The sequence below is a fragment of the Cupriavidus sp. D384 genome, assembly GCF_001652915.1.
Taxonomy (GTDB): domain Bacteria; phylum Pseudomonadota; class Gammaproteobacteria; order Burkholderiales; family Burkholderiaceae; genus Cupriavidus.
In genome coordinates this window covers 90,768-117,145 of sequence record NZ_BBQI01000005.1, presented here as the reverse complement: position 1 = coordinate 117,145, position 26,378 = coordinate 90,768, and the positions used below count along the sequence as shown (strand labels likewise).

At 63.2% G+C, this 26,378-nt stretch carries 38 protein-coding genes and 2 pseudogenes; 36 read left to right on the top strand and 4 right to left on the bottom strand.

Translation table 11 applies throughout. The annotated features are described in order from the left end of the window. Both A9J21_RS30600 and rpsJ read left to right on the top strand, forming a co-directional pair. A pseudogene (locus A9J21_RS30600) lies at positions 1-80 on the top strand (elongation factor Tu); the annotation flags it as partial. Positions 81-159: 79 nt separating this feature from the next. Then, positions 160-468 (top strand): 30S ribosomal protein S10, encoded by a 309-nt coding sequence (gene rpsJ / locus A9J21_RS01790; protein WP_006160488.1) that lies wholly within the window; start codon positions 160-162, stop codon positions 466-468. 109 nt (positions 469-577) lie between these two features. On the opposite strand, the gene A9J21_RS01785 is transcribed toward rpsJ, so the two are convergent. Continuing rightward, the gene (locus A9J21_RS01785; RefSeq protein WP_066731264.1) at positions 578-1,591 is read right to left on the bottom strand and encodes an AraC family transcriptional regulator; all 1,014 of its coding nucleotides are present in this window, start codon (positions 1,589-1,591) and stop codon (positions 578-580) included. Between the two features lie 320 nt (positions 1,592-1,911). Between A9J21_RS01785 and A9J21_RS01780 the strand changes: the two genes are divergently transcribed. The 34 genes and pseudogenes from A9J21_RS01780 to dsbD all read left to right on the top strand — a co-directional run bounded on the left by A9J21_RS01780 (position 1,912) and on the right by dsbD (position 22,893). After that, a complete protein-coding gene (locus A9J21_RS01780) occupies positions 1,912-3,141 on the top strand; it encodes a dienelactone hydrolase family protein (protein WP_066731260.1) in 1,230 nt (409 codons plus the stop codon). Positions 3,142-3,211: 70 nt separating this feature from the next. After that, positions 3,212-4,000: an SDR family oxidoreductase gene (locus A9J21_RS01775; protein WP_066731259.1), complete on the top strand. Its 789-nt coding sequence runs from the start codon at positions 3,212-3,214 to the stop codon at positions 3,998-4,000. Between the two features lie 31 nt (positions 4,001-4,031). Continuing rightward, a complete protein-coding gene (locus A9J21_RS01770; RefSeq protein ID WP_066731258.1) occupies positions 4,032-5,273 on the top strand; it encodes a styrene monooxygenase/indole monooxygenase family protein in 1,242 nt (413 codons plus the stop codon). Position 5,274: 1 nt separating this feature from the next. Continuing rightward, complete coding sequence (locus A9J21_RS01765; RefSeq protein ID WP_197497439.1) at positions 5,275-5,790, top strand: flavin reductase family protein; 516 nt, start codon at positions 5,275-5,277, stop codon at positions 5,788-5,790. A 268-nt stretch (positions 5,791-6,058) separates the two neighbouring features. Further along, positions 6,059-6,703, top strand: a complete 645-nt coding sequence (rplC, locus tag A9J21_RS01760; RefSeq protein ID WP_066731279.1) for a 50S ribosomal protein L3 — start codon at positions 6,059-6,061, stop codon at positions 6,701-6,703. Between the two features lie 12 nt (positions 6,704-6,715). Continuing rightward, positions 6,716-7,336 carry a 50S ribosomal protein L4 gene (gene rplD, locus A9J21_RS01755; RefSeq protein WP_066731257.1) on the top strand — a complete coding sequence of 207 codons (621 nt, stop codon included), beginning with the start codon at positions 6,716-6,718 and terminating at the stop codon, positions 7,334-7,336. Beyond that, positions 7,333-7,647 (top strand): 50S ribosomal protein L23, encoded by a 315-nt coding sequence (gene rplW, locus A9J21_RS01750; RefSeq protein WP_061956557.1) that lies wholly within the window; start codon positions 7,333-7,335, stop codon positions 7,645-7,647. The genes rplD and rplW overlap by 4 nt, the downstream gene beginning before the upstream one ends. Positions 7,648-7,649: 2 nt before the next feature. Further along, complete coding sequence (gene rplB / locus A9J21_RS01745) at positions 7,650-8,480, top strand: 50S ribosomal protein L2 (protein WP_066731254.1); 831 nt, start codon at positions 7,650-7,652, stop codon at positions 8,478-8,480. A gap of 22 nt (positions 8,481-8,502) precedes the next feature. Continuing rightward, a complete protein-coding gene (rpsS, locus tag A9J21_RS01740; protein WP_066731252.1) occupies positions 8,503-8,778 on the top strand; it encodes a 30S ribosomal protein S19 in 276 nt (91 codons plus the stop codon). Positions 8,779-8,787: 9 nt separating this feature from the next. Then, a complete protein-coding gene (gene rplV / locus A9J21_RS01735; RefSeq protein WP_066731251.1) occupies positions 8,788-9,117 on the top strand; it encodes a 50S ribosomal protein L22 in 330 nt (109 codons plus the stop codon). A gap of 9 nt (positions 9,118-9,126) precedes the next feature. Next, positions 9,127-9,924: a 30S ribosomal protein S3 gene (gene rpsC / locus A9J21_RS01730; protein WP_066731250.1), complete on the top strand. Its 798-nt coding sequence runs from the start codon at positions 9,127-9,129 to the stop codon at positions 9,922-9,924. A gap of 2 nt (positions 9,925-9,926) precedes the next feature. Continuing rightward, positions 9,927-10,343, top strand: coding sequence for a 50S ribosomal protein L16 (rplP, locus tag A9J21_RS01725; protein ID WP_006576240.1), 417 nt, complete (start codon positions 9,927-9,929; stop codon positions 10,341-10,343). Between the two features lie 10 nt (positions 10,344-10,353). Beyond that, positions 10,354-10,548: a 50S ribosomal protein L29 gene (gene rpmC, locus A9J21_RS01720; RefSeq protein ID WP_008642937.1), complete on the top strand. Its 195-nt coding sequence runs from the start codon at positions 10,354-10,356 to the stop codon at positions 10,546-10,548. Next, positions 10,545-10,823, top strand: coding sequence for a 30S ribosomal protein S17 (rpsQ, locus tag A9J21_RS01715; protein WP_066731249.1), 279 nt, complete (start codon positions 10,545-10,547; stop codon positions 10,821-10,823). The genes rpmC and rpsQ overlap by 4 nt, the downstream gene beginning before the upstream one ends. 272 nt (positions 10,824-11,095) lie before the next feature. Beyond that, the gene (gene rplN / locus A9J21_RS01710) at positions 11,096-11,464 is read left to right on the top strand and encodes a 50S ribosomal protein L14 (RefSeq protein WP_006576237.1); all 369 of its coding nucleotides are present in this window, start codon (positions 11,096-11,098) and stop codon (positions 11,462-11,464) included. A 9-nt stretch (positions 11,465-11,473) separates the two neighbouring features. Continuing rightward, complete coding sequence (gene rplX, locus A9J21_RS01705) at positions 11,474-11,782, top strand: 50S ribosomal protein L24 (protein WP_066731247.1); 309 nt, start codon at positions 11,474-11,476, stop codon at positions 11,780-11,782. 25 nt (positions 11,783-11,807) lie between these two features. Further along, a complete protein-coding gene (gene rplE, locus A9J21_RS01700; RefSeq protein WP_008642941.1) occupies positions 11,808-12,350 on the top strand; it encodes a 50S ribosomal protein L5 in 543 nt (180 codons plus the stop codon). 9 nt (positions 12,351-12,359) lie between these two features. After that, positions 12,360-12,665 carry a 30S ribosomal protein S14 gene (rpsN, locus tag A9J21_RS01695; RefSeq protein WP_008642942.1) on the top strand — a complete coding sequence of 102 codons (306 nt, stop codon included), beginning with the start codon at positions 12,360-12,362 and terminating at the stop codon, positions 12,663-12,665. A gap of 27 nt (positions 12,666-12,692) precedes the next feature. Continuing rightward, on the top strand, positions 12,693-13,088 hold the full coding sequence (gene rpsH / locus A9J21_RS01690) for a 30S ribosomal protein S8 (RefSeq protein WP_019451029.1): 396 nt from the start codon (positions 12,693-12,695) through the stop codon (positions 13,086-13,088). Positions 13,089-13,097: 9 nt separating this feature from the next. Continuing rightward, positions 13,098-13,631, top strand: coding sequence for a 50S ribosomal protein L6 (gene rplF / locus A9J21_RS01685; RefSeq protein ID WP_066731245.1), 534 nt, complete (start codon positions 13,098-13,100; stop codon positions 13,629-13,631). Positions 13,632-13,642: 11 nt separating this feature from the next. After that, positions 13,643-13,999 carry a 50S ribosomal protein L18 gene (gene rplR, locus A9J21_RS01680; protein WP_066731243.1) on the top strand — a complete coding sequence of 119 codons (357 nt, stop codon included), beginning with the start codon at positions 13,643-13,645 and terminating at the stop codon, positions 13,997-13,999. Between the two features lie 21 nt (positions 14,000-14,020). After that, the gene (gene rpsE, locus A9J21_RS01675) at positions 14,021-14,539 is read left to right on the top strand and encodes a 30S ribosomal protein S5 (protein WP_066731242.1); all 519 of its coding nucleotides are present in this window, start codon (positions 14,021-14,023) and stop codon (positions 14,537-14,539) included. A 10-nt stretch (positions 14,540-14,549) separates the two neighbouring features. Next, a complete protein-coding gene (gene rpmD, locus A9J21_RS01670) occupies positions 14,550-14,732 on the top strand; it encodes a 50S ribosomal protein L30 (protein ID WP_008642953.1) in 183 nt (60 codons plus the stop codon). Positions 14,733-14,751: 19 nt separating this feature from the next. Next, positions 14,752-15,186: a 50S ribosomal protein L15 gene (gene rplO, locus A9J21_RS01665; protein ID WP_008642954.1), complete on the top strand. Its 435-nt coding sequence runs from the start codon at positions 14,752-14,754 to the stop codon at positions 15,184-15,186. 49 nt (positions 15,187-15,235) lie between these two features. Next, positions 15,236-16,579: a preprotein translocase subunit SecY gene (gene secY / locus A9J21_RS01660; protein WP_066731241.1), complete on the top strand. Its 1,344-nt coding sequence runs from the start codon at positions 15,236-15,238 to the stop codon at positions 16,577-16,579. A gap of 28 nt (positions 16,580-16,607) precedes the next feature. Continuing rightward, positions 16,608-16,825, top strand: a pseudogene (infA, locus tag A9J21_RS01655) (translation initiation factor IF-1). Between the two features lie 31 nt (positions 16,826-16,856). Further along, complete coding sequence (rpmJ, locus tag A9J21_RS01650) at positions 16,857-16,973, top strand: 50S ribosomal protein L36 (protein WP_008642959.1); 117 nt, start codon at positions 16,857-16,859, stop codon at positions 16,971-16,973. A gap of 19 nt (positions 16,974-16,992) precedes the next feature. Next, positions 16,993-17,358: a 30S ribosomal protein S13 gene (rpsM, locus tag A9J21_RS01645; protein ID WP_011299299.1), complete on the top strand. Its 366-nt coding sequence runs from the start codon at positions 16,993-16,995 to the stop codon at positions 17,356-17,358. A gap of 24 nt (positions 17,359-17,382) precedes the next feature. Then, positions 17,383-17,784, top strand: a complete 402-nt coding sequence (gene rpsK / locus A9J21_RS01640) for a 30S ribosomal protein S11 (protein WP_066731240.1) — start codon at positions 17,383-17,385, stop codon at positions 17,782-17,784. Between the two features lie 280 nt (positions 17,785-18,064). Next, positions 18,065-18,688: a 30S ribosomal protein S4 gene (gene rpsD, locus A9J21_RS01635; RefSeq protein WP_066731235.1), complete on the top strand. Its 624-nt coding sequence runs from the start codon at positions 18,065-18,067 to the stop codon at positions 18,686-18,688. 175 nt (positions 18,689-18,863) lie between these two features. Next, positions 18,864-19,844, top strand: coding sequence for a DNA-directed RNA polymerase subunit alpha (locus A9J21_RS01630; protein ID WP_066731234.1), 981 nt, complete (start codon positions 18,864-18,866; stop codon positions 19,842-19,844). A 157-nt stretch (positions 19,845-20,001) separates the two neighbouring features. Next, entirely contained in the window at positions 20,002-20,397 is a 396-nt protein-coding gene (rplQ, locus tag A9J21_RS01625; RefSeq protein WP_008642987.1) for a 50S ribosomal protein L17, read from the top strand. 100 nt (positions 20,398-20,497) lie between these two features. Then, the gene (cutA, locus tag A9J21_RS01620) at positions 20,498-20,878 is read left to right on the top strand and encodes a divalent-cation tolerance protein CutA (protein WP_066731233.1); all 381 of its coding nucleotides are present in this window, start codon (positions 20,498-20,500) and stop codon (positions 20,876-20,878) included. Between the two features lie 29 nt (positions 20,879-20,907). Next, on the top strand, positions 20,908-22,893 hold the full coding sequence (dsbD, locus tag A9J21_RS01615; protein ID WP_404851336.1) for a protein-disulfide reductase DsbD: 1,986 nt from the start codon (positions 20,908-20,910) through the stop codon (positions 22,891-22,893). Between the two features lie 33 nt (positions 22,894-22,926). Here dsbD and A9J21_RS01610 read toward each other — a convergent pair whose 3' ends face one another. The 3 genes from A9J21_RS01610 to yihA form a co-directional block, all read right to left on the bottom strand. Then, complete coding sequence (locus A9J21_RS01610; RefSeq protein ID WP_066731229.1) at positions 22,927-24,225, bottom strand: magnesium transporter CorA family protein; 1,299 nt, start codon at positions 24,223-24,225, stop codon at positions 22,927-22,929. A gap of 17 nt (positions 24,226-24,242) precedes the next feature. Next, positions 24,243-25,241 carry a porphobilinogen synthase gene (gene hemB, locus A9J21_RS01605; RefSeq protein ID WP_066731227.1) on the bottom strand — a complete coding sequence of 333 codons (999 nt, stop codon included), beginning with the start codon at positions 25,239-25,241 and terminating at the stop codon, positions 24,243-24,245. 286 nt (positions 25,242-25,527) lie between these two features. Further along, complete coding sequence (gene yihA / locus A9J21_RS01600; RefSeq protein ID WP_066731225.1) at positions 25,528-26,202, bottom strand: ribosome biogenesis GTP-binding protein YihA/YsxC; 675 nt, start codon at positions 26,200-26,202, stop codon at positions 25,528-25,530. Positions 26,203-26,378: the final 176 nt, after the last annotated feature.

The following is a 26,378-nucleotide window of genomic DNA, read 5'->3' as shown; positions in this document are numbered from 1 at the left end:
TGGAAGAAGGCCTGCGCTTCGCTATCCGCGAAGGTGGTCGTACCGTCGGCGCCGGCGTTGTGGCAAAGATCCTCGACTAAGCAACCTTCCTGGGACATGCCTGCAGGCATGTCCCCTATAATCCGGGCTCACTGCCCATCGCTCTTTTAAGGAACAATCATGCAGAACCAGAAGATCCGTATCCGCCTGAAGGCTTTCGACTATCGCCTGATCGACCAGTCGGCCGCCGAAATCGTGGATACCGCCAAGCGTACCGGCGCGATCGTCAAGGGCCCGGTGCCCCTGCCGACCCGCATCCAGCGCTTCGACATCCTGCGTTCGCCGCACGTCAACAAGACCAGCCGCGATCAGTTCGAGATCCGCACTCACCAGCGCCTGATGGACATCGTCGATCCGACGGACAAGACCGTCGACGCGCTGATGAAGCTCGACCTGCCGGCCGGCGTGGACGTCGAGATCAAGGTGTAAGTATGTTTCGGATCGCCCCGGCGGTCTGATCCAGCGAAAGCGGCGAACTTCGGTTCGCCGTTTTTGTTTTGTGGGCTGGCGCCGTGCCTGGCGCCCCGAACGCCCCCGTTCAGCCCCGTCCGCGCCGCCGCAACGTTTCGGCCGGGCACTCTCCGAATGCACGCCGGTACTCGGCGCTGAACCGCCCCAGGTGGGCAAAGCCCCAGCGCAGCGCTGCGGCCGTGACTGACGACAGCGTCACGTCATTGAGCAGATCCTGCCGTACCCGTTCCAGCCGCACCGTGCGCAGATAGGCCATCGGGCTCAGGCCGCGATGCTCGCGGAATCCGGCGTAGAGGCTGCGCAGGCTGACGCCAGCCATCTCTGCCAATTGCGCCGGCGTCAGGGCGGCGTCGGCATGTGCATGGATATATTCCTCGACCACCTTTACATGGCGCGGCGCCAGGGGCTTGCCGTGCTGGCGCAGCGTGTCCGTCAGGCTGTGAGGCTGGCAGGTCAGCAGCGTACCTATTACCAGTTGTTCGAGCTGGCACGCCGTCAGCGGGTGGCAGGCCGCTTCGGGCGCACGAGCCAGCGTTTCGGCCAGGTACTGGATCAGCGCATGCCAGCCAGCGCCGCGCCAGGCCATATCCAGTTGAAAACGCAGCGGCTGGTACGGCTTGTGCCCCAGGTAGGCGGAACAGACCCGCTCCAGCGCGCTGCGCTCGATGCGCACGATCAACTGGTCGTTGTCGGCGCTCCAGCGCATGCGCAGTGGCTCGCTCGGGGTCAGCACCGAGGCCAGGCCGGGATCGGAAACAATGTGCTGGCCGCCGCAATGGATATCGGCCTGGCCGGCCATCGGCATCTGCACCAGCAGAAAGTCGCCAAGCGGGCCGGGGTCGATCGTCACGTCGCCGCCGTAAGCCAGCCGGTTGAACGAGACCGCCCCAAGTGGTGCGTGATGCATCCGCGCGTGCAGCGTGCTGCCATGCAGGGTAAGCCGATGGGGTTTGAAGACGGCGCCGACCCGGGCGCGTGTGGTGTCGAGATCGTCGGAATCGAACACGAGTCGCGCGGGGTCGTGAAGCAGGGCACCTGCCAGCGGCGGCGCGGCCGGGGCAGTGGGGGGCAGCTGCAGCATGTCTCGCTCCTGGCGGGCCGGCCCGGGCACTGCCGCCACTACGGGGGATTGGCCGTCCCCGGCCCAGCGTGCGCACCGCATGATTCCGGCAGCCATTCGGCCGCCTGGCACGGTGCGCGGCGGCAGAATCGCTGCGCACCACTATAGCGGATTCGCCAGTCCCCCCGTCGCGCAGCTTGAACAGCGACGCACTTTCCTGCACTAATCGGATAGTCGCTGCAGCCGGCGGCTAGTTTGCTGCACTGCGGGTCTCCGATCATGAAGGCAAGGGCGGAGGCCTGCAGCGGCCATATCCACCGAACCCACAGGAGCAAAAAAGCATGGGCCAGACCATCCAGATCGAGACCCAGGACGGCAGTTTCAGCGGTTACCTCGCCACCCCGGCGGCCGGCAAGGGCCCCGGCATCGTGTTGTGTCAGGAGATTTTTGGCGTTAATCCGACGATGCGCCAGGTGGCGGACTACTACGCCGAGGAAGGCTATACCGTGCTGGTGCCGGACCTGTTCTGGCGCATCGCACCGGGCATCGAACTGACCGACAGGGGCGGGGACTTCCAGCGTGCGCTCGGGCTGTACCAGCAGTTTGACGAGGACAAGGGTGTGCAGGACGTGGGCGCCGCGCTGGCGGCGTTGCGCCAGCGCCCCGAATGCGTTGGCCAGACCGGCGTGCTGGGGTTCTGCCTGGGCGGCAAGCTGGCCTACCTGGCGGCGTGCCGGCTGCCCGACGTGGCCTGCGCGGTGGGCTATTACGGCGTGGGCATCGAGCACGCGCTGGCCGAGGCCGACAAGATCCGTGGCCGCCTGGTGCTGCATGTGGCGGAGCGGGATGGCTTTTGTCCGCCAGAAGCGCAGGCACGCATCCGCGCGGCGCTGGACGGCCGCGCCAATGTCGAGCTGTATGTGTACCCGGGCATGGACCACGCCTTCGCGCGCGTCGGCGGCGAACACTTCGACAAGGCATCGGCGCTGATGGCGCACCAGCGGTCCATCGCCGCACTGCGCGCCGAAATGGGTCCGCACTACGATTTTTCCGGACTCTGGGACAAGCACTGCGAATACGAATTCGCCACCCGCGACGTTGACGCCACCATGGCCACGATGGTGCCCCAGCCCTACGTCAACCACATTCCGACGATGACCGGCGGCGTGGGCTATCGCGAGCTGAAGCGCTTCTACCAGCATCACTTCGTCCATAGCAACCCGCCGGACACCACGCTGATTCCGCTGTCGCGCACGATTGGCGCCAGCCAGGTGGTGGACGAAATGCTGTTCTGCTTCACCCACACCTGCGAGATCGACTGGATGCTGCCCGGCGTGCCGCCAACCGGCAAGCGCGTGGAGGTGCCGCTGATCGCCATCGTCAAGTTCCGGGGCGACAAGCTCTATCACGAGCACATCTACTGGGACCAGGCCAGCGTGCTGGTGCAGATCGGCCTGCTGGACCCCAAGGGTTTGCCGGTGGCCGGTGTGGAAACGGCGCGCAAGCTGCTCGACGAGACGTTGCCGTCCAACACGCTGATGGCGCGCTGGCAGCAAAGCGAAGGCAAATAGCCACCGTCCGGGTCGCACCGCCAGGGCGGCACGCCAGAGGCCGTCCGGCATCTCAACTGGAGACACCATCATGAAGGGCTTGCAGGACAAGGTTGCCGTCATATCCGGCGGGGCCACGCTGATCGGCGCAGGCGTTGCCCGTGCCTTTGTGGAAGCGGGCACGCGCGTGGCGATCCTCGATATCGACGCCGAGGGCGGCGAGCGCGTGGCCGCGGCCCTGGGGCCCATGGCGATGTTCATCCATGCCGATATCACGCAGGACGATCAGGTCAGCGGCGCGGTGGCGCAGGTGGCGAAGCGCTTTGGTCAGATCGACTTCCTGGTCAACCTGGCCTGCACCTACCTGGATGATGGCTTGCGCTCCACGCGGGCCGACTGGCTGGCAGCGCTGGACGTGAACGTGGTCTCGGGCGTGATGCTCGCGCAGGCCGTGCATCCGCACATGCGTGCGCGTGGCGGCGGCGCCATCGTCAATTTCACAAGTATCTCGGCACGTGTGGCGCAGACCGGACGGTGGCTGTACCCGGTGTCGAAGGCGGCCATGGCGCAGCTGACGCGCAACATGGCGATGGACCTGGCGCCCGACCACATCCGCGTGAATTCGGTGTCGCCAGGCTGGACATGGTGCCGGCTGATGGACGAAGTGAGCGGCGGCAATCGCGCCCGCACCGACGCCGTGGCGGCGCCGTTCCACCTGCTGGGCCGCGTTGGCGAGCCCGACGAGGTGGCGCAGGTGGTGTTGTTCCTGTGCTCCGACCACGCGAGCTTCGTGACCGGCGCCGACTACGCGGTGGACGGCGGCTACGCGGCCATGGGCCCCGAGCAGAACGTGCCCGCCATCGGCAAACTCGCCGGCTGAACCCCTTCGAACATAGATCACGGAGACAACCATGAGCCAACGCATTGCCATCGTCGGGGCCGGCCAGTCCGGATTGCAGATGGCCCTGGGCCTGCAGGCCAGGGGCTATCGGGTGACGCTGCTGTCGAACCGCACGCCGGAGCAGATCCGCGCGGGCAAGGTGATGTCCAGCCAGTGCATGTTCGACCGGGCGCTGCAGACCGAGCGCGAACTCGGCCTGAACTGGTGGGATGATGCCTGTCCGCCCGTGCAGGGCATCGGCCTGGCCGTGCCGCATCCCGAACAGCGTGCCGCAAAAGCCATCGACTGGGCCGCGCGGCTCGACCGTCCGGCGCAGGCCGTGGACCAGCGGCTGAAGATGCCCGCGTGGATGGACGCGTTCGTGGCGCGCGGCGGCGACCTGCGCATTGTCGATGTCGGCGTCGACGAACTGGAGGCGCTCACCCGCGAGCACGACCTGGTGCTGCTGGCGGCCGGCAAGGGCGAGATCGTCGGCCGCTTCGAGCGCGACGCCGCGCGCAGCCCCTTTGCCACGCCGCAGCGTGCGCTGGCGCTGACGTACGTGACCGGGATGACCCCCAGCACGCCGTTCTCGCGCGTCTGCTTCAACCTGATTCCCGATGTGGGCGAGTACTTCGTCTTTCCGGCGCTGACATTGTCCGGCCCATGCGAAATCATGGTGTTCGAAGGGATTCCCGGTGGCCCGATGGACCGCTGGTCCGACGCCCGCACCCCCGAGGCGCATCTGGAAGAGAGCCTGCGCATCCTGCGCACCTACCTGCCCTGGGAAGCCGAGCGGTGCGAAGATGTGGCGCTGACCGATGCCAACGGCATCCTGTCCGGCCGCTTCGCGCCCACCGTGCGCAAGCCGGTCATGACACTGCCTTCGGGCCGGGTGGTCTTCGGCATGGCCGACGCGGTGGTCGTCAACGATCCCATCACGGGGCAGGGCTCGAACAACGCGGCCAAGTGCTGCAAGGTCTATCTGGACGCCATCCTGGCCCATGGCGGCCGCCCGTTCGACGCCGACTGGATGAACGCCACGTTCGATACCTACTGGCAGTACGCGCAGTGCGTGGTGACCTGGACCAACTCGCTGCTCACGCCGCCACCGCCGCATATCCTCGGCCTGCTCGGCGCAGCGGGCCAGTCGCCGGTGCTGGCCGCCCGTATTGCCAACGGCTTCGACAACCCGCCCGACTACTTCCCGTGGTGGACCGACCCCGCGGCGTGCCAGCAGCTGATCGACCAGCAACTGGTCAAGGCGGCCTGAGATGGCACCGCCGATCATGGAACGCGCAGCCACGCCGTCCGCTGCCCCGGATCCGCGCGCATTGCGTCGGGTTTGCGGACGCTTTGCCACCGGCGTAGCGATCATCGGCGCATGCGGGCCTGGGGGCAGGGCGGTTGGCCTGACCATCAATTCCTTCGCCTCGCTGTCGCTGGACCCGCCGCTGATCTTGTGGAGCCTGGCGACACACTCGCCGAATGCCGGCCTGTTCGCGCCAGGCGAGGCATTTGGCGTCAGCATCCTGCGCGCGGGCCACGGCGAACTGGCGCGCCGCTTTGCCACGCCCCAGGCCGACAAGTTCGCGGATGTGCCGCACTGGCGATGCCCGGCCGGGGTCCCCTATCTGGACGAAGCGCTCGCCACGCTGTCATGCCGCGTCCAGCGGGCCGATGCGCTGGGCGATCATCTGCTGATCGTCGGTGCCGTCGAAGGCTTTTCGGCCTCCGAGGGCGATCCGCTGGTGTTCTACGGGGGCGATTTCGTCCGCCTGGCTGCCTGAATTGCCTGCTTCGGCGGCCATCGCGCCGCCGCAAGTCGGCTTCGCGTCGCAATTTCGCCAAATTCTGACGCCAGACGCACGGTCAGGCGGGGAATTCGGCAAATCAACTTGCCCTTTCCAAACCACTGCGTTATATTGTAAGGCTACCCGTTTCTCCGGGTAGTGGGGACCGTTTTGGTCAGCGCAATCCTTTTCGCGCAACCCGCAAATCGCACAGTTTCGTGTATCAATCAGCCCCGGCCAATCGCAGCTGGGAATGGAGCAAACCATGAGCCTTGGCCTTGTAGGTCGCAAGGTTGGCATGACCCGTATTTTCACGGACGACGGTGATTCGATTCCCGTTACCGTGGTCGAGGTCGGCGACAACCGCGTGACGCAAATCAAGACGGACGAGACCGACGGTTATACCGCGGTTCAAGTCACCTTCGGCAGCCGGCGCGCAAGCCGCGTCACCAAGCCGCTGGCGGGTCATCTCGCCAAAGCCGGCGTGGAAGCTGGCGAAATCATCAAAGAATTCCGCATCGATGCAGCCAAGGCTGCCGAACTGCAAGCTGGCGGTTCGCTGTCGGTCGACCTGTTCCAGGTCGGTCAGAAGATCGACGTGCAGGGCGTGACCATCGGTAAGGGCTACGCCGGTACCATCAAGCGCTACCACTTCGCTTCGGGTCGTGCCACCCACGGTAACTCGCGTTCGCACAACGTGCCGGGTTCCATCGGTATGGCGCAGGATCCGGGCCGCGTGTTCCCGGGCAAGCGCATGACGGGTCACCTCGGTGACGTCACCCGCACGGTGCAAAACCTCGAGATCGCCAAGATCGACGCAGAGCGCAAGCTGCTGCTGGTCAAGGGCGCCATCCCCGGTTCCAAGGGCGGCAAGGTCATCGTGACCCCGGCCGTCAAGGCCAAAGCTTAAGGAGCGCATGTAATGGAACTCAAGCTCCTCCAGGACAACGGTCAAGTCGGCGCTGGCGTTGCAGCCTCGCCGGAAGTGTTCGGCCGTGACTACAACGAAGCTCTGGTTCACCAGATCGTCGTTGCCTATCAGGCGAACGCCCGTAGCGGTAACCGCAAGCAGAAGGACCGCGAAGAGGTCAAGCACACGACCAAGAAGCCGTGGCGCCAGAAGGGTACGGGCCGTGCTCGTGCCGGTATGTCGTCCTCGCCGCTGTGGCGTGGCGGTGGCCGTATCTTCCCGAATTCGCCGGAAGAGAACTTCAGCCAGAAGGTCAACAAGAAGATGTTCCGTGCCGGTATGCGCTCGATTTACTCGCAGCTCGCACGTGAAGGTCGTATCAACGTAGTGGACGGTTTCGCTGTCGACGCACCCAAGACGAAGCTGCTGGCCGACAAGTTCAAGGCCATGGGCCTGGACTCGGTGCTGATCATCACCGACAGCCTCGACGAAAACCTCTACCTGGCTTCGCGCAACCTGCCCAACGTGGCAGTCGTGGAGCCGCGTCACGCTGATCCGCTGTCGCTGGTGCACTACAAGAAGGTGCTCGTGACGAAGGCAGCTGTCGCGCAGATCGAGGAGTTGCTGAAATGACGCAAGTAGCCAAGAACGATCATCGTTTGATGCAGGTGCTGCTCGCGCCGGTGGTTTCCGAAAAGGCAACCCTGGTCGCCGACAAGAACGAACAGGTTGTGTTCGAAGTGGCTCGCGATGCCAACAAGGCAGAAGTGAAGGCCGCCGTCGAACTGCTGTTCAAGGTCGAGGTGCAGTCCGTTCAGATCCTGAACCAGAAGGGCAAGCAAAAGCGCTTTGGCCGCTTCATGGGCCGTCGCAACCACGTCAAGAAGGCATACGTGGCGCTGAAGCCGGGTCAGGAAATCAATTTTGAAGCGGAGGCCAAGTAATCATGGCACTCGTCAAGACCAAGCCGACTTCCCCGGGTCGTCGCTCGATGGTGAAGGTGGTCAACAAGGACCTTCACAAGGGCGCCCCGCACGCTCCGCTGCTGGAAAAGCAATTCCAGAAGTCGGGTCGTAACAACAACGGTCATATCACCACCCGCCACAAGGGCGGTGGTCATAAGCACCACTACCGCGTGGTCGACTTCAAGCGCAGCGACAAGGACGGCATCCCCGCCAAGGTCGAGCGCCTGGAATACGATCCGAACCGCAGCGCGAACATCGCGCTGGTGCTGTTCGCCGACGGCGAGCGCCGCTACATCATCGCCACCAAGGGCATGGTAGCTGGCCAGGCCCTGATGAACGGCTCGGAAGCCCCGATCAAGGCCGGTAACAACCTGCCGATCCGCAACATCCCGGTTGGTACCACGATCAACAACGTGGAAATCCTGCCTGGCAAGGGCGCGCAAGTTGCCCGCGCTGCTGGCGGTTCCGCCGTGCTGCTGGCCCGTGAAGGCCTGTACGCTCAGGTTCGTCTGCGCTCCGGTGAAGTGCGTCGCGTGCATATCGAATGCCGCGCCACCATCGGTGAAGTGGGCAACGAAGAGCACAGCCTGCGTGTGATCGGCAAGGCCGGTGCCACGCGCTGGCGCGGTATTCGCCCGACCGTTCGCGGCGTGGTGATGAACCCGGTGGACCACCCGCATGGTGGTGGTGAAGGCAAGACTGCTGCTGGTCGCGACCCGGTTTCGCCGTGGGGTACCCCGGCCAAGGGTTACCGTACCCGCAGCAACAAGCGCACGGACAGCATGATCGTCCAGCGCCGCCACAAGCGCTAATCGGTAGGTAGGAGCTAAAGATATGACTCGTTCCGCAAAAAAGGGTCCGTTCTGCGACGACCATCTGCTGAAGAAGGTAGAAGCAGCTGCAGGCGGCAAGGACAAGAAGCCCATCAAGACATGGTCGCGTCGTTCGACGATCATGCCTGATTTCATCGGGCTGACGATCGCCGTCCACAACGGCCGTCAACACGTGCCTGTGTACGTGACGGAAAACATGGTTGGCCACAAGCTCGGCGAATTTGCGATCACTCGCACGTTCAAGGGCCATGCGGCTGACAAGAAAGCGAAGAGGTAAGGTGCCATCATGGAAGTGAAAGCGATTCATCGCGGTGCCCGTATCTCCGCCCAGAAGACGCGCCTGGTTGCTGACCAGATCCGCGGTCTGCCGATCGAGCGCGCGCTCAACATCCTGACGTTCAGCCCGAAAAAGGCTGCCGGGATCGTTAAGAAGGTGGTCGAATCGGCCATCGCCAACGCCGAGCACAACGAAGGCGCCGACATCGACGAACTGAAGGTCAAGACGATCTTCGTCGACAAGGCAACCTCGCTCAAGCGCTTCACCGCACGGGCGAAGGGCCGCGGCAACCGCATCGAGAAACAAACCTGTCACATCACTGTGACGCTCGGCAACTAAGGAGTCACGATGGGACAGAAGATTCATCCGACTGGCTTCCGTCTGGCCGTCAGCCGTAACTGGGCTTCGCGTTGGTACGCCAACAACACGAAGTTCGCCGGCATGCTGAAAGAAGACATCGAAGTTCGCGAGTTTCTGAAGAAGAAGCTCAAGAACGCATCGGTTGGCCGTGTTGTGATCGAGCGTCCGGCCCGTAATGCACGTATCACCATTTATAGCTCGCGTCCGGGCGTGGTGATCGGCAAGAAGGGTGAGGACATCGAACTGCTGAAGGCCGAGCTGCAACGTCGCATGGGTGTGCCCGTGCACGTGAACATCGAAGAAATCCGCAAGCCGGAAACCGATGCGCAGCTGATCGCCGATTCGATCACGCAGCAGCTCGAGCGCCGCATCATGTTCCGTCGCGCCATGAAGCGCGCGATGCAGAACGCCATGCGTCTGGGTGCCCAAGGCATCAAGATCATGAGCTCGGGCCGTCTGAACGGTATTGAAATCGCACGTACCGAGTGGTACCGCGAAGGCCGCGTGCCCCTGCACACCCTGCGTGCCGACATCGACTACGGCTTCTCGGAAGCCGAAACCACCTACGGCATCATCGGTGTCAAGGTGTGGGTCTACAAGGGCGATCACCTGGGCCGCAATGACGCGCCTGTGGTGGAAGAGCCGCAAGAAGACCGTCGTCGTCGTCCGGGTCGCCCGGAAGGCCGCCGCCGTGAAGGCGAAGGCCGTCCGTCGGGCAACCGCCGCGGTGGTGCCGGTGCTGGTCGTCGCGCTGCGCCTGGCGCAGACGCGAAGAGTGGAGAATAAGAATGCTGCAACCTAAGCGTAGGAAGTATCGCAAGGAGCAGAAGGGCCGCAACACGGGTAAGGCTACCCGTGGTAACGCCGTGTCTTTCGGCGAATTCGGCCTGAAGGCAATGGGCCGTGGCCGTCTGACCGCTCGTCAGATCGAGTCGGCACGTCGTGCGATGACCCGTCACATCAAGCGTGGCGGCCGCATCTGGATCCGGATTTTCCCGGACAAGCCGATTTCGAAGAAGCCTGCCGAAGTCCGTATGGGTAACGGTAAGGGCAACCCGGAATACTACGTGGCTGAAATTCAGCCGGGCAAGATGCTGTACGAAATGGATGGCGTTAGCGAAGAGCTGGCACGTGAGGCGTTCCGTCTCGCCGCCGCCAAGCTGCCGATCGCCACGAATTTCGTGGTGCGTCAGGTCGGTACGTAAGGAGATTGGGATGAAAGCATCCGAACTGCGCGGCAAGGACGCCGCAGGCCTGAACCAGGAGCTCTCCGAGCTGCTGAAGGCCCAATTTAGCCTGCGCATGCAAAAGGCCACCCAACAGCTGCAGAACACCAGCCAGCTGAAGAAGGTGCGCAAGGACATCGCGCGTGTGCAAACCGTGCTGACCGAGAAGGCGAACGCGAAATGACCGAAGCTGCGAAGACTGAAGCAAAGCTTCACCGGACCCTCGTGGGCCGTGTCGTGAGCGACAAGATGGACAAGACCGTTACGGTCCTGATCGAAAACCGCGTCAAGCATCCCCTGTACGGCAAGTACGTGCTGCGTTCGAAGAAGTACCACGCACACGACGAAGCCAACCAGTACAAGGAAGGCGACAAGGTTGAAATCCAGGAAACGCGTCCGCTGTCGCGGACCAAGTCCTGGGTGGTTTCCCGGCTGGTAGAAGCTGCGCGCGTCATCTAAGTACAACAGTACTTTGCTGACTTGCAAGTCCAGGATTATGTTGCTATAATCCTGGACTTCCGCTTTATTGCGTTCGCCTTAGCAGTACCACCCGGGCGGGCCTGTAGGGCGAGCAAGGGCTGGCATCCGGTAGTTTTGGGTGCGGGCACTACCGACTTCCAAGTTGATCAACCCAAGCGGTGCTGGCGCAATGCCTGGCTCCGACGGGACCAAGACTGACCGACGGGCTTCATACCAGAAGACCTGACGGATTAAGTTGGGAAGATAACACCATGATTCAGACAGAAAGCCGGCTCGAAGTGGCCGATAACACCGGTGCGCGCGAAGTGCTGTGCATCAAGGTACTGGGTGGGTCCAAGCGCCGCTACGCGAGCGTGGGCGACATCATCAAGGTGACCGTGAAGGACGCAGCGCCGCGCGGTCGCGTGAAGAAGGGCGACATCTATAACGCAGTCGTCGTGCGTACCGCCAAGGGCGTGCGCCGCGCTGACGGTTCGCTCGTCAAGTTCGACGGCAATGCCGCCGTACTGCTGAACAACAAGCTCGAGCCGATCGGCACCCGTATCTTCGGGCCGGTGACTCGTGAACTCCGTACCGAGCGCTTCATGAAGATCGTGTCGCTCGCTCCGGAAGTGCTGTAAGGAGCCGCCATGAACAAGATTCGCAAAGGCGACGAAGTCATCGTGCTGACCGGCAAGGACAAGGGCAAGCGCGGTGCCGTCCAGGCAGTGCAAGGCGACAAGGTCGTGGTTGAAGGCGTGAACGTTGCCAAGAAGCACGCTCGCCCGAACCCGATGCTGGGTACCACCGGTGGCGTGGTCGACAAGCTGATGCCGCTGCATATTTCCAACGTTGCGCTCGTGGATGCCAATGGCAAGCCGTCGCGTGTCGGTATCAAGGTCGAAGACGGCAAGCGCGTGCGCGTGCTGAAGACGACCGGTGCCGTCCTGGCCGCTTGATTCTGGGCACAGATAGGAGTTGAGCATGACAGCACGTCTGCAAGAGTTTTACAAAGAACAGGTTGTGCCGGCGCTGATGAAGCAGTTCGGCTACAAGTCGGTCATGGAAGTGCCGCGTTTCACCAAGATCACCCTGAACATGGGTCTGGGCGAAGCGATCAATGACAAGAAGGTCATTGAGCTGGCAGTCGGTGACCTGACCAAGATCGCCGGTCAGAAGCCCGTTGTGACGAAGGCCAAGAAGGCCATCGCCGGCTTCAAGATCCGTCAGGGCTACCCCATCGGCGCGATGGTGACCCTGCGCGGTGAGCGTATGTTCGAATTCCTGGACCGTTTCGTGACCGTGGCCCTGCCGCGCGTGCGTGACTTCCGTGGCGTTTCGGGCAAATCGTTCGACGGTCGTGGTAACTACAACATCGGTGTGAAAGAGCAGATCATTTTCCCCGAAATCGAGTACGACAAGATCGACGCACTGCGTGGTCTGAACATCAGCATCACGACGACGGCTAAGAACGACGAGGAAGCCAAGGCTCTCCTGAACGCGTTCAAGTTCCCGTTCCGTAATTAAGGGGTAACCGTGGCTAAACTGGCTCTGATTGAACGTGAGAAGAAGCGCGCAAAGCTCGTGGCGAAGTACGCCGACAAGCGCGCAAACCTCAAGGCCATTATTGACGACCAAGAAAAGTCGGAAGAAGAGCGTTATCTGGCGCGCCTCGAGCTGCAGAAGCTCCCGCGCAACGCTAACCCGACTCGCCAGCGTAACCGCTGCGCGATCACCGGTCGTCCCCGCGGTACCTTCCGCAAGTTTGGCCTGGCGCGTAACAAGATCCGCGAAATCGCCTTCAAGGGCGAAATCCCGGGTCTGACGAAAGCCAGCTGGTAATTACGCACAGGCTACAGGAGAAACAGTATGAGCATGAGCGATCCTATCGCCGATATGCTGACGCGCATTCGCAACGCCCAGGGCGTGCAGAAGGCGTCGGTGGTCATGCCCTCGTCCAAACTGAAGGTTGCGATCGCCAAAGTCCTGAAGGACGAAGGCTACGTCGACGACTACTCGGTTCAGGAAGATGGCGGCAAGGCGCAACTGACCATTGGTCTGAAGTATTACGCCGGCCGTCCGGTGATCGAGCGCATCGAGCGCGTTTCGAAGCCGGGTCTGCGCGTGTACAAGGGCCGCAGCGACATCCCCCAAGTGATGAACGGCCTGGGTGTGGCGATCATCTCGACCCCGCAGGGTCTGATGACCGACCGCAAGGCACGTGCCACTGGCGTGGGCGGCGAAGTTCTCTGCTACGTCGCGTAAGGAGCAAACATGTCCCGTGTAGGTAAGGCTCCCATCGCGCTGCCGAAAGGCGCGGAAGTTAATGTGGCGGCTGGCGTGCTCTCCGTTAAGGGCCCGCTCGGTACGCTGACCCAGCCGATTCACAGCCTGGTGAAGGCCAACGTTGCCGATGGCACGCTGACTTTCGAACCGGCTGACGAATCGCGTGAAGCAAACGCCCTGCAAGGCACCATGCGCGCCCTGGCGGCAAACATGGTCAAGGGCGTGACTACCGGTTTCGAGCGCAAGCTGCAGCTGGTTGGCGTGGGTTACCGCGCTCAACTGCAAGGCGCCGCGCTGAAGCTCCAGCTTGGTTTCTCGCACGATGTGATTCACGAAATGCCGGAAGGCGTGAAGGCCGAAACGCCGACGCAGACCGAGATCGTGATCAAGGGTGCTGACAAGCAGAAAGTCGGTCAGGTTGCCGCGGAAGTTCGCGCGTACCGTCCGCCCGAGCCCTATAAGGGCAAGGGTGTTCGTTACGCTGACGAGCGCGTCATCCTGAAGGAAACCAAGAAGAAGTAAGGGGTCCAGAGATGAACAAGAAAGACGCTCGTTTGCGCCGTGCACGTCAGACCCGCGCGAAAATCGCGGAACTGAAGATCAATCGTCTGACCGTGTTCCGTACCAATACGCATATTTACGCTCAGGTGTACTCGCCGTGCGGCACGCAAGTGCTGGCTTCGGCTTCGACCGCCGAGGCAGAAGTGCGCAAGGAACTGACTGGCAGCGGTGCTACCGTTGCCGCCGCCACCCTCGTGGGCAAGCGCGTTGCCGAAAAGGCAAAGGCTGCTGGCGTGGAAACCGTCGCGTTCGATCGTGGTGGCTTCCGCTTCCACGGCCGCGTGAAGGCCCTGGCTGATGCCGCGCGTGAAGCCGGCCTCAAGTTCTAAGCGCTCAAAGAGAGATACGTCATGGCAAAGATGCAAGCAAAAGTCCAACAGGACGAACGCGACGACGGCCTCCGCGAGAAGATGATCTCGGTCAACCGTGTCACCAAGGTGGTGAAGGGTGGCCGTATCCTCGGTTTCGCTGCGCTGACCGTGGTTGGTGACGGCGATGGCCGCATCGGCATGGGCAAGGGCAAGGCCAAGGAAGTTCCGGTGGCCGTGCAGAAGGCAATGGACGAAGCCCGTCGCAAGATGGTCAAGGTCTCGCTGAAGAACGGCACGCTGCAACACGAAGTTGTTGGCCGTCACGGCGCCGCCAAGGTGCTGATGATGCCCGCCAAGGAAGGTACCGGCGTGATCGCCGGTGGTCCGATGCGCGCGATCTTCGAAGTGATGGGTGTGACGAACGTTGTGACCAAGTCGCACGGTTCGACGAACCCGTACAACATGGTTCGCGCCACCATCGATGGTCTGACCAAGATGAGCACGCCGGGCGAAATCGCCGCCAAGCGTGGCAAGTCGGTCGAAGACATCCTCGGCTAAGGTGAACGAAATGTCGCAGAAAACCGTAAAAGTGCAACTCGTGCGTAGCCTGATCGGTACGCGCGAGGATCATCGCGCCACCGTACGTGGCCTGGGCCTGCGTCGCCTGAACTCCGTTTCGGAGCTGCAGGACACGCCCGCCGTGCGCGGCATGATCAACAAGGTCTCGTACCTGGTCAAGGTTCTGGCCTGATCGGGACTCGGAGAGCAACATGCAACTGAACAACCTGAAACCGGCCGACGGTTCGAAGCACGCCAAGCGTCGCGTCGGCCGCGGTATCGGCTCCGGCCTGGGCAAGACGGCTGGTCGTGGTCACAAGGGTCAGAAGTCGCGTTCGGGCGGCTTCCACAAGGTTGGCTTCGAAGGCGGTCAAATGCCGCTGTATCGTCGCCTGCCGAAGCGTGGTTTTACCTCGCTGACCAAGGCCTTCACCGCTGAAGTGACCCTGCGCGACATCGAACGCCTGGAAGCTGCCGAAGTGGACCTGCTGGTCCTGAAGCAAGCTGGCCTCGTGGGCGAGCTGGTCAAGAGCGCGAAGGTCATCAAGGCTGGCGAACTGTCCCGCAAGGTGACGATCAAGGGTCTGGGTGCCACCGCTGGCGCCAAGGCTGCGATCGAAGCCGCTGGCGGCCAGATCGAAGCGTAATTACGCAGTAGCATTCGCAGCATAGGCGAAGTCACAGTCGGAGCATCGTTTGGCCACGGCGAAACCCAATGCAAGCGCGCAGGCCAGGAACACGGCTAAGTACGGCGATCTCAAGCGCCGTCTTATGTTCCTGGTGCTGGCCCTGATCGTCTACCGCATCGGTGCACATATTCCGGTGCCGGGAATCGATCCGGACCAGCTTGCGAAGCTTTTCCAGAGTCAGTCGGGTGGCATCCTCGGGATGTTCAACCTGTTCTCGGGCGGTGCGCTGTCGCGCTTTACCGTCTTCGCGCTCGGCATCATGCCGTACATCTCGGCGTCGATCATCATGCAATTGCTGACGATCGTGCTGCCGCAGCTGGAGACGCTGAAGAAGGAAGGGCAGGCAGGGCAACGGAAGATTACGCAATACACACGCTACGGCACCGTGGTTCTGGCCACGTTCCAGGCGTTGTCGATTGCGGTGGCGCTGGAGTCGCAGCCAGGCCTGGTTATTGATCCGGGTCTGATGTTCCGGGCCACGGCGGTAATCACGCTGGTGACCGGCACGATGTTCCTGATGTGGCTGGGTGAGCAGATTACCGAGCGCGGTCTGGGCAACGGTATTTCGATCATCATCTTCGGTGGTATCGCGGCGGGCCTGCCCAATGCGATCGGCGGACTGTTTGAACTGGTCCGTACGGGTTCCATGAGCATCATCGCGGCGATCCTGATCGTGGCGATCGTGGCTGGTGTGACCTACGCCGTGGTGTTTGTCGAGCGTGGCCAGCGCAAGATCCTGGTGAACTATGCCAAGCGTCAGGTCGGCAACAAGGTGTACGGCGGTCAGTCGTCGCACCTGCCGCTGAAGCTGAACATGGCAGGGGTGATTCCGCCGATCTTTGCATCGTCGATCATTCTGTTCCCGGCGACGATTGCAGGCTGGTTCACGTCTGACTCGACGGGTGCGGTTGGCCGGTTCATCAAGGACCTGGCTGCCACGCTGTCGCCGGGCCAGCCGGTCTACATCCTGCTGTATGCGACTGCAATTGTATTTTTCTGCTTCTTCTATACGGCTCTGGTCTATAACAGCCGTGAAGTGGCAGACAACCTGAAGAAAAGTGGAGCCTTCATTCCGGGCATCCGTCCAGGCGAGCAAACGACGCGCTACATCGACAAGATCCTGGTGCGCCTGACGCTGGCTGGTGCGATTTACATCACGCTGGTCTGCCTGTTGCCGGAATTCCTGGTGCTGCGCTGGAACGTTCCGTTCTATTTCGGCGGAACCTCACTGCTGATCATCGTGGTTGTCACGATGGACTTCATGGCACAGGTACAGTCCTATGTCATGTCGCAGCAGTACGAGTCGCTGCTGAAGAAGGCGAATTTCAAGGGTAACCTGACCTTACGCTAGGAAGCCGGGGTCGGGACGGGCACCAGGTATGGCAAAGGACGACGTCATCCAGATGCAAGGGGAGGTCCTGGAAAATCTCCCCAACGCGACGTTCGGTATCAAACTGGAGTATGGCCACGAAGTACTGGGGCACATCTCCGGCAGGATGCAATGAACGACATCCGGATTCTTCCGGGTGACAAGGTGACGGTTGAGCTGACTCCATATGATCTGTCTCGCGCACGTATCGTCTTCCGGACGAAGTGAAGCGAACTGGAATTGAAGGAAGAGGAAAATCATGAAAGTGCTGGCTTCTGTTAAGCGCATTTGCCGCAACTGCAAAATCATCAAGCGCAACGGTGTCGTGCGCGTGATCTGCTCGTCGGATCCCCGCCACAAGCAACGCCAAGGCTAATCGGAAAGAGGATTGACGAATGGCACGTATCGCAGGGGTTAACATCCCGAACCACAAGCACACCGAAATCGGCCTGACGGCTATTTATGGTGTCGGCCGCTCGCGCGCCCGCAAGATTTGCGAGGCCACCGGTGTACCGTTTGACAAGAAGGTCAAGGATCTGACCGACGCCGACCTGGAAAAGCTTCGTGACGAAGTGGGCAAGGTCACGGTCGAGGGTGACCTGCGTCGTGAAACCACGATGAACATCAAGCGTCTGATGGACCTTGGTTGCTATCGTGGCATGCGTCACCGCAAAGGTCTGCCGCTCCGCGGCCAGCGTACCCGCACCAACGCCCGTACCCGTAAGGGTCCGCGCAAGGCCGGCGTGGCACTGAAGAAGTAAAGCCGAAGGCAGAGGAATAGACGAATGGCAAAAGGTCCGAATAACGCCGCCCAGCGCGCGCGTAAGAAGGTCAAGAAGAACGTTGCCGACGGCATTGCGCACGTCCACGCTTCGTTCAACAACACCATCATCACGATCACCGACCGCCAGGGCAACGCCCTGTCGTGGGCGACCGCTGGTGGCCAGGGCTTCAAGGGTTCGCGCAAGTCGACCCCGTTTGCAGCCCAGGTTGCCGCTGAGAACGCCGGCCGCGTGGCGCAAGACCAGGGTATCAAGAACCTGGAAGTGCGCATCAAGGGCCCGGGCCCGGGTCGCGAATCGGCTGTCCGTGCGCTGAACGCGCTGGGCATCAAGATTTCGGTGATCGAAGATGTGACGCCGGTGCCGCACAACGGCTGCCGTCCGCCGAAGCGCCGCCGTATCTAAGCGCCAGGCTTGCCGGAGACGCGATCAGGGTCTTACCCCGTATCTCCGGTCTGTGGTAGTATCCCGCGTTGGCCTGCTGCAATTTTTTGCGGCGGGCTTTCGTTTTGCGTCCGCGCCTAGAGGCTGCCGCCTCGGCGAGGGCGATATCGTCATGCTTTTGCGTTGCCTCTGCGTGGCCTGGCCATTGCGGATGAAGAACCATAAGCCCACCGTCCGTCACAGTAGGTGACGGACTCGCGGCGCGTCCTGATGGCGTCGCGATCGATCAAAGGAAGATAAAGTGGCACGTTATACCGGCCCGAAGGCCAAACTTTCCCGCCGCGAAGGCACCGATCTGTTCCTGAAGAGCGCACGCCGCTCGCTGGCCGACAAGTGCAAGCTGGACAGCAAGCCGGGCCAGCACGGCCGCACCTCGGGCGCCCGTACGTCCGACTACGGCAACCAGCTGCGCGAAAAGCAGAAGGTCAAGCGCATCTACGGCGTGCTGGAGCGTCAGTTCCGCCGCTACTTCGCCGAAGCCGACCGCCGCAAGGGCAACACCGGCGAAAAGCTGCTGCAACTGCTGGAATCGCGTCTGGACAACGTCGTGTACCGCATGGGCTTTGGCTCGACCCGCGCTGAAGCGCGTCAGCTGGTTTCGCACAAGGCGATCCTGGTGAACGGTCAGCCGCTGAACGTGCCGTCGGCCCAGGTCAAGTCTGGCGACATCGTGTCGATCCGCGAACAGTCGAAGAAGCAGGTTCGTATCGCCGAAGCCCTGTCGCTGGCTGAACAATCGGGCTTCCCGACCTGGGTTGCCGTGGATGCCAAGAAGTTCGAAGGCACGTTCAAGCAGGCTCCGGATCGCGCCGATATTTCGGGCGACATCAACGAAAGCCTGATCGTCGAACTGTATTCGCGTTAATCGCGAACCGAGATTCGAACGGTTCAGCGCTTGCCTTATCCACAAGGCTTCGCTTTCAGCCCGGCGCGCCATGCGGCGCGCCGGGCTTATTGCCCATCATGCGATGGGTTTTCTCAGGTTCCAAACGTCAGCCTTATCGGTGTAACGAGCCGAGGGTATTGAAAAGGACAACCTAATGCAAACAGCACTCCTCAAGCCAAAAATCATCGCCGTCGAACCGCTGGGCGACCACCACGCCAAAGTCGTGATGGAGCCGTTTGAACGCGGTTATGGGCATACGCTTGGTAACGCGCTGCGTCGCGTCCTGCTGTCGTCGATGGTCGGTTATGCGCCGACTGAGGTCACGATCGCTGGGGTCGTCCACGAGTATTCCACCATCGATGGCGTGCAGGAAGACGTCGTCAACCTGCTCCTCAACCTGAAGGGCGTGGTGTTCAAGCTGCACAACCGTGACGAAGTCACGGTGTCGCTGCGCAAGGATGGCGAAGGCGTGGTCACGGCGGCCGATATCGAGCTGCCGCACGATGTCGAAATCATCAACCCGGGTCACGTCATTGCCCACCTGTCCGCAGGCGGCAAGCTCGACATGCAGATCAAGGTCGAGCAAGGCCGCGGCTACGTGCCGGGCAACGTGCGCAAGTTCGGCGACGAGTCGGGCAAGGTGATCGGCCGTATCGTGCTGGACGCCTCGTTCTCGCCGGTGCGCCGCGTTTCGTACGCCGTGGAATCGGCTCGTGTGGAACAGCGTACCGACCTGGACAAGCTGGTGATGAACATCGAAACCGACGGCGTGATCTCGCCGGAGGAAGCGATTCGCCAGTCGGCCCGTATCCTGGTGGACCAGCTGTCGGTGTTCGCCGCGCTGGAAGGCACCGAGTCGGCCGCCGAGGCTGCTTCGAGCCGCGCACCGCAGATCGATCCGATCCTGCTGCGCCCGGTGGACGACCTCGAGCTGACGGTGCGTTCGGCCAACTGCCTGAAGGCCGAAAACATCTACTACATCGGCGACCTGATCCAGCGTACCGAGAACGAACTGCTCAAGACCCCGAACCTGGGTCGCAAGTCGCTCAACGAGATCAAGGAAGTCCTGGCTTCGCGTGGCCTGACGCTCGGCATGAAGCTCGAGAACTGGCCGCCCGCAGGTCTGGAGAAGTAATTGGCGGGTGGAGCCGTCGCAAGGCGGCTCCACTGTCAACGCGCCGCTGGCAATTCCGCCGGCGGCACCGTAGCACTACCGGCCCGCGCCCGAGCCCGCTTCCAGCAGGCAAGGCGATAGAAGAGCTGGTCAAACACTGTAATCGAAAGGAATCATCATGCGTCACCGTCATGGTCTGCGGAAACTGAACCGCACCTCGTCGCACCGTCTCGCGATGCTGCGCAACATGTCCAACTCGCTGTTCCAGCACGAGCTGATCAAGACCACCCTGCCCAAGGCCAAGGAACTGCGCAAGGTTGTCGAGCCGCTCATCACGCTGGCCAAGAAGGACACCGTTGCCAACCGCCGTCTGGCTTTTGCCCGTCTGCGCGACCGCGACATGGTCACCAAGCTGTTCACCGAACTGGGCCCGCGTTACGCCACCCGTCCGGGCGGCTACACCCGTATCCTGAAGTTCGGCTTCCGTCAGGGCGACAATGCGCCGATGGCGCTGGTCGAGCTGGTGGACCGTCCGGAAATCACCGAAGCCCCGGCTGAAGAAGCTGCGGAATAAGTGATGACCGATCCCGTCCCCGCTGACGGGTTATCGGACACGGCACTACAATCGAGCCAGGCTTTTGCCTGGCTCTTTTGTTTTGTGCCCGTATCCACGCATGACACTCTCAGACTCCTCTCATGGCGCCAAGGCCCCGGAACCGGCAGAATCGGTCTGGATGGCGATGACCAACCTGCCTGACGAAGCATCCGCCGCCCGCGTGGCGCGCGCCGTGCTGGAAGCCAGGGTGGCGGCCTGCGTGAACCGGCTGGCGCCGTGCCAGTCCGAATACTGGTGGCAAGGCCAGCTGGAGCAGGCGCAGGAATGGCCGCTGCTGATCAAGACCACGCAGGGCCAGTATGCGGCGCTGGAAGCCGTGATCCGCGCCGAGCACCCCTACGACGTGCCAGAGCTCATTGCGTGGCCGCTGGCGGCCGGATTGCCAGCCTACCTGGGGTGGGTCCGAGCGGAAGCCACAGGGGCGCCAGGCCAGCCCTGAAGCCAGAACAACAAGTATCGGAACAACACATGGGAATGTCGGGGATCAGCAGGAACGGAACATGGCTCGACGGTGCCGCGCGCGCCTTCGGAGCACGCTCCGATGCGGCGCAGGGGACGCTTCAGTGGGCGCGTGCGTTGCGTCATATTGTCGCAATCGCCCTGGTGTTCCTCGTGTGCCTTGTGACCTGGAGCGGTGCCCGGGCAGCGACGGAAGACGACTTCCTGCCACCCGAACAGGCGTTCAGGTTTGCCGCCCGGCAGATCGATCCCCAAACCATCGAGGTCCGGTTCGACGTCGCAGACGGCTACTACCTGTACCGCGAGCGCTTTGCCTTTGCCGCGCAGCCAGCGGGTGTCAAGCTGGGGGCGCCGGCCATGCCGCAGGGGAAGGTCCATTTCGACGAGACCTTCGGCAAGGATATGGAGACCTACCGGGGCGCCGTCGTCGTCAAGGTGCCGGTCGAGCAGGCGCCAGCCGATGGACGCTGGACGCTGGTGGTGACATCGCAGGGCTGCGCGGACAAGGGGCTGTGCTATCCGCCGATGGAAAGCATGTACAAGGTTGGCGGGTCGGCGCTGGGCAATCTTTTCGGTGACCGCAGCGCGCCAGCCCGGTCGACGCCCGCCGCACCTCAGGCGGACACTCCCGCGAACGAGGCACCGCGGTCATCTGCGGTACGCGGCGCCCAGATCGACGAGAACGATCGCATTGCCGGTGCGCTGGCGAGCCGCAGCCTCCCGCTAATCGGCGCGCTGTTCTTCGGGCTTGGGCTGCTGCTGACATTTACACCGTGCGTGCTGCCGATGGTGCCCATCCTGTCGTCGATCGTGGTGGGCGAGCACGTCACGCGTGGCCGTGCCTTTGTCGTGTCGCTGGCCTATGTGCTGGGCATGGCCGTGGTCTACACCGCCGTGGGCGTGGCGGCGGGGCTGGCCGGCGAGGGTCTGTCGGCCGCGCTGCAGACGCCTTGGGTGCTGGGCCTGTTTGCGCTGCTGATGATCGGGCTTTCCTTGTCGATGTTCGGCCTTTACGAACTGCAACTCCCCCAGCGCTGGCAGACCCGCCTGACCGAGTCGTCCAATCGCCGGCAGGGCGGCCAGGTTGCCGGTGCAGTGGCGATGGGCGCCCTTTCGGCGCTGATTGTCGGGCCGTGCGTGACCGCGCCGCTGGCGGGTGCCCTGGCCTACATCGCCCAGAGCGGCGATGCCTTGACGGGTGGCGCCGCGTTGTTGGCGATGGCGCTGGGCATGGGCGTGCCGCTTCTGCTGGTAGGCGTGGGCGCGGGCAACCTGCTGCCGCGTGCGGGCAAATGGATGGAGGCCACCAAGCGCTTCTTCGGCTTCCTGCTGCTTGGCGTGGCGATCTGGATGGTCACGCCGGTGCTGCCGGCCTGGGTGGTAATGCTGGCCTGGGCGGCCTTGCTGCTTGTCGCGGCCGTGTACCTGGGTGCGTTCGACGCGCTGGGGCCGGATCCGCGCGGGTTGCTGCGCCTGGGCAAGGGCCTTGGATTGCTGGCCGCGCTGGCCGGCGCCATCCAGATCGTGGGTGTGGCGTCCGGTGGACGCGATCCCCTGCAGCCGCTGTCGCATCTGAGTGGCCTGGCGGGTGCGCAGGGCCAGCCAGTCGCCAAGGACGCCGTGCGCTTTGAACGCGTGCGCAGCGTGGCGGAACTGGACGCGCGCGTTGCGCAGGCCGCTGCGGCGGGCCGGCCGGTGTTGCTCGATTTCTATGCGGATTGGTGCGTCAGCTGCAAGGAGATGGAAAAGCTGACGTTCCCCGATGCGAAGGTCAAGGCCCGCCTGTCCAACGTCGTGCTGCTGCAGGCTGATGTCACGGCCAACAACGCCGATGACAAGGCGCTGCTGAAGCGTTTTGGACTGTTTGGCCCGCCGGGGATCATCCTGTTCGGAGCGGACGGGCGCGAGCGGCCGGTGCGCGTGATCGGCTATCAGTCGGCGAACCGCTTCCTGGACAGCCTGGAGCGCGCGTTCGGCAAGGCGCCGCAGACCTGAGTACGCTCCACCGGGCGGCGGGCCGGGCGAAGTCTATCGATCCAGCCAGCGCCCCAGCGCCCAGATTCCCGCAATGGTGGCCACCACGCCGCCCATCAGGCCGATCGACCACCAGAAGCCGTCCGGCTCCTGCAGCCACGGCATGCGCGCGAAGTTCATGCCGAACACTCCCGTAATCAGCGTCAGCGGCATGAACAGGGCCGTGATGATCGTCAGCGCGCGCATGGTGCGGTTGGTGCGGTGGGCCACGGCCGAGAAGTGAATCTGCACGGCTGACTCGATCGAGTCCTCGAGCCGCCGGGCGTGCGCCAGGACCCGCATGATGTGCTCCATCAGGTCGGTCAATCGCACGAGCAGCACTTCGTCACGGCTGGCGGCGCCGGGGTCGCCGTCGCCGGTGCTGTAGCGGTTGTCGAGCAGGCTGTCGCGGAATTCCTGCAGCGCGTCGCGCTGCTCCTCACTCAGGTTTTCAAGCCGCCGCAACTGGATACGCGCGTCGAGCAGGCCTTCCCAGCTCGAAAAGCTCTGCCGGGCGCTCAGCAGCGCGCGTTGCCAGCGGTCAAGTTGCCGCGTGAGCGGTGTCCGCAGATCCAGGTAGCGGTCCACCATGGCGTTCAGCAGCCGCAACATCAGGTCTTCTGGCCGCGTGGGCGGTCGAATCCCATGCATCAGTGACGCGGTGCCGTTGGCGCGCGCCGGCGCGGATTGCGGCGAGCCGCAAGTGTCCAGCAGCCGTTGCCTGACCAGGTCGATGGTGCGCGACGGCGACGGGCGCACGGTGACCAGCACATTGTCGAACACGAAAAATGCCACCGGCTGGGTGTCGATGCGCGCCAGCGCGGGCAAAAATCCCGGCGCGTACTTGCGCGAGGCCTTGCGAGGCGCCGGGATCGGCACGGCTGCCGCGCCGGCCTGTGGCGGCGGAGCGACAGTCGGCGGGACGGCCGTGGCCGTTGCGGGGGCCGTCGAGACCGTTGTCGCTGCCATGACGGTATCACCGGCTGCGCCGGCCTGCGCGGCATCCGCCTCGGCAAACTGCCGGCTGGTCTCGAAGGTCAGCTTGCGGAAGATCACCATGTCATACGCATTGGTCGTGTCGAAGAACGACGGATGCGCTGGATTGGTGGCGTCGGCCAGGTGCAGGTCAAGAATGGGCGCGCCGGTCAACGCCACCAGACGGTCTCGCCACGCGCCAGGCGCGGGAGTCACCTCGTCGGTGCCAAAGTCAGCCCAGACAAAGCGCGCCGCGGCGTTTCCGGAAAGAAAGTCGCGCGCGGCGTCCAGCGTCGCGAGCGGGTGTACCTGGCTGGCCGAGAAGCCGAGCAGTTGCATGCGGCAATGTCGGCCGGTCAGCCGGCGGCCTTCAGCAGGCGTGCGGCATCGCGTGCAAAGTAGGTAAGGATGCCGTCGGCGCCGGCGCGGCGGAACGCCAGCAGCGATTCCATCATGACCTTGTCGTGATCCAGCCAGCCGTTCTGGGCGGCGGCCTTGAGCATCGCGTATTCGCCACTGACCTGGTAGACGTAGGTCGGATAGCGGAACTCGTCCTTCACGCGGCGCACGATGTCCAGGTACGGCATGCCGGGCTTCACCATCACCATGTCGGCGCCTTCCATGATGTCCTGGCCCACTTCGCGCAGTGCTTCGTCGGTGTTGGACGGGTCCATCTGGTAGGTCATCTTGTTGCCCTTGCCCAGATTGGCGGCCGAGCCGACTGCATCGCGGAACGGGCCATAGAAGGCCGACGCGTACTTGGCCGAGTAGGCCATGATGCGTGTGTGGATGTGGTTGGCTTCTTCCAGCGCGGCGCGCACGGCGCCGATGCGGCCGTCCATCATGTCGGACGGTGCGACGATGTCCACGCCGGCCTCGGCCTGGACCAGCGCCTGCCTGACCAGGATGTCGACGGTGATGTCGTTGATGACATAGCCGTTTTTGTCCAGCACGCCGTCCTGGCCGTGGCTGGTGTACGGGTCGAGCGCCACGTCGGTCAGCACGCCGAGTTCTGGGAAGCGGTCCTTCAGCGCGCGCACGGCGCGGGGCACCAGGCCTTCGGCGCGGGTGGCCTCGATGCCATCGGGGGTCTTCAGCGAGGGATCGATGACCGGGAACAGGGCGATCACGGGAATGCCCAGCTTCACGCAGTCTTCGGCCACAGCCATCAGCAGGTCCACCGACACGCGTTCCACGCCGGGCATCGACGCCACGGATTCGCGCTTGTTCTGGCCGTCCAGGATGAACACCGGATAAATCAGGTTATCGGGCGACAGGCGGTTCTCGCGCATCATGCGGCGCGAGAAGTCATCGCGACGCATGCGGCGGGGACGGTACTCGGGGAACGTGGACATGGCGGAATCGGGGGAGGAGAAAGTCGTGGACGAATGCGTGGCGCACGTCACCGCAGCGGGCTGCGGGCAATGACGAAACACGTGCGCCAAAAGAAGAAAGAACTTTTGTGCGTGCCCGCTATCATACTCGCGGACACTCTGTGTTGCTTCGCGCAGCGCTGTGTCCCCCGCTACTCCTCCCTGAGCGGGTACCCGCCCTGAACCGGTGGGAAAGTTCGTCCCCGTTGCTTGCAACGGGGCTTTTTTTTGGCCGGTCCGGATGCGGATGACGAGAATTCGGGCGTACCTACGCCTGCGGCGCGCCGGCGGCAGCCTCGGGCGGCTGGGCCTCGGGCAATGCCAGCCATCCTGCCACCACGCGCTGGGCTTCCTCGATGCCGCGCCGCTTCAGGCTGGAGAACAGCTGGGCGGTCATGGCCGGCGGATTGTCCATCTGGGCCGCGTAGTCGGCCAGCATGCGCTTCGTTTCGCGCAGTGCCGTGGCGTTTTCGCTGTTGGTCAGCTTGTCGGCCTTGGTCAGCAGTACATGGATCGGCTTGCCGGTGGGCAGGAACCACTCCACCATCTGGCAATCGAGGTCCGTAAACGGGCGGCGCGCGTCCATCATCAGGATCAGGCCGGCCAGCTGGGTGCGGCTCTGCACGTAATCGGAAAGCAGGCCCTGCCAGTGGTACTTGGCGCTGCCCGAGACCTCGGCGTAGCCATAGCCCGGCAGGTCCACCAGGAACCCGAGCGGATCGGTCGCCTTGACCGGGGCGACGGTGAAGTAGTTGATATGCTGCGTGCGGCCAGGGGTGCGGGACGAAAACGCCAGCCGCTTCTGGTTGCACAGTGTGTTGATGGCCGTCGACTTGCCGGCGTTGGAACGCCCGGCGAACGCCACCTCGGGAACTGCCGTGGCCGGCAGGTCGCGCAGATGGTTGACGGTATCGAAGAAACGGGCCTGTTGTAGAAGGGACATGCGCAAATACGTGGAGCTGGCGGGCAGGGCGCTGGCAAGGGGCCAGTGCAGACGTCGCCACAGACACTGACCTAAGTCAATCCGGAAAGCGATTTATTGTACAATAACCCGGTTTACGGTCTCCTGAGCGGGTGACGTGTGGCATCCTTGCCGGATGTCATCGGCGAACTCTGAAA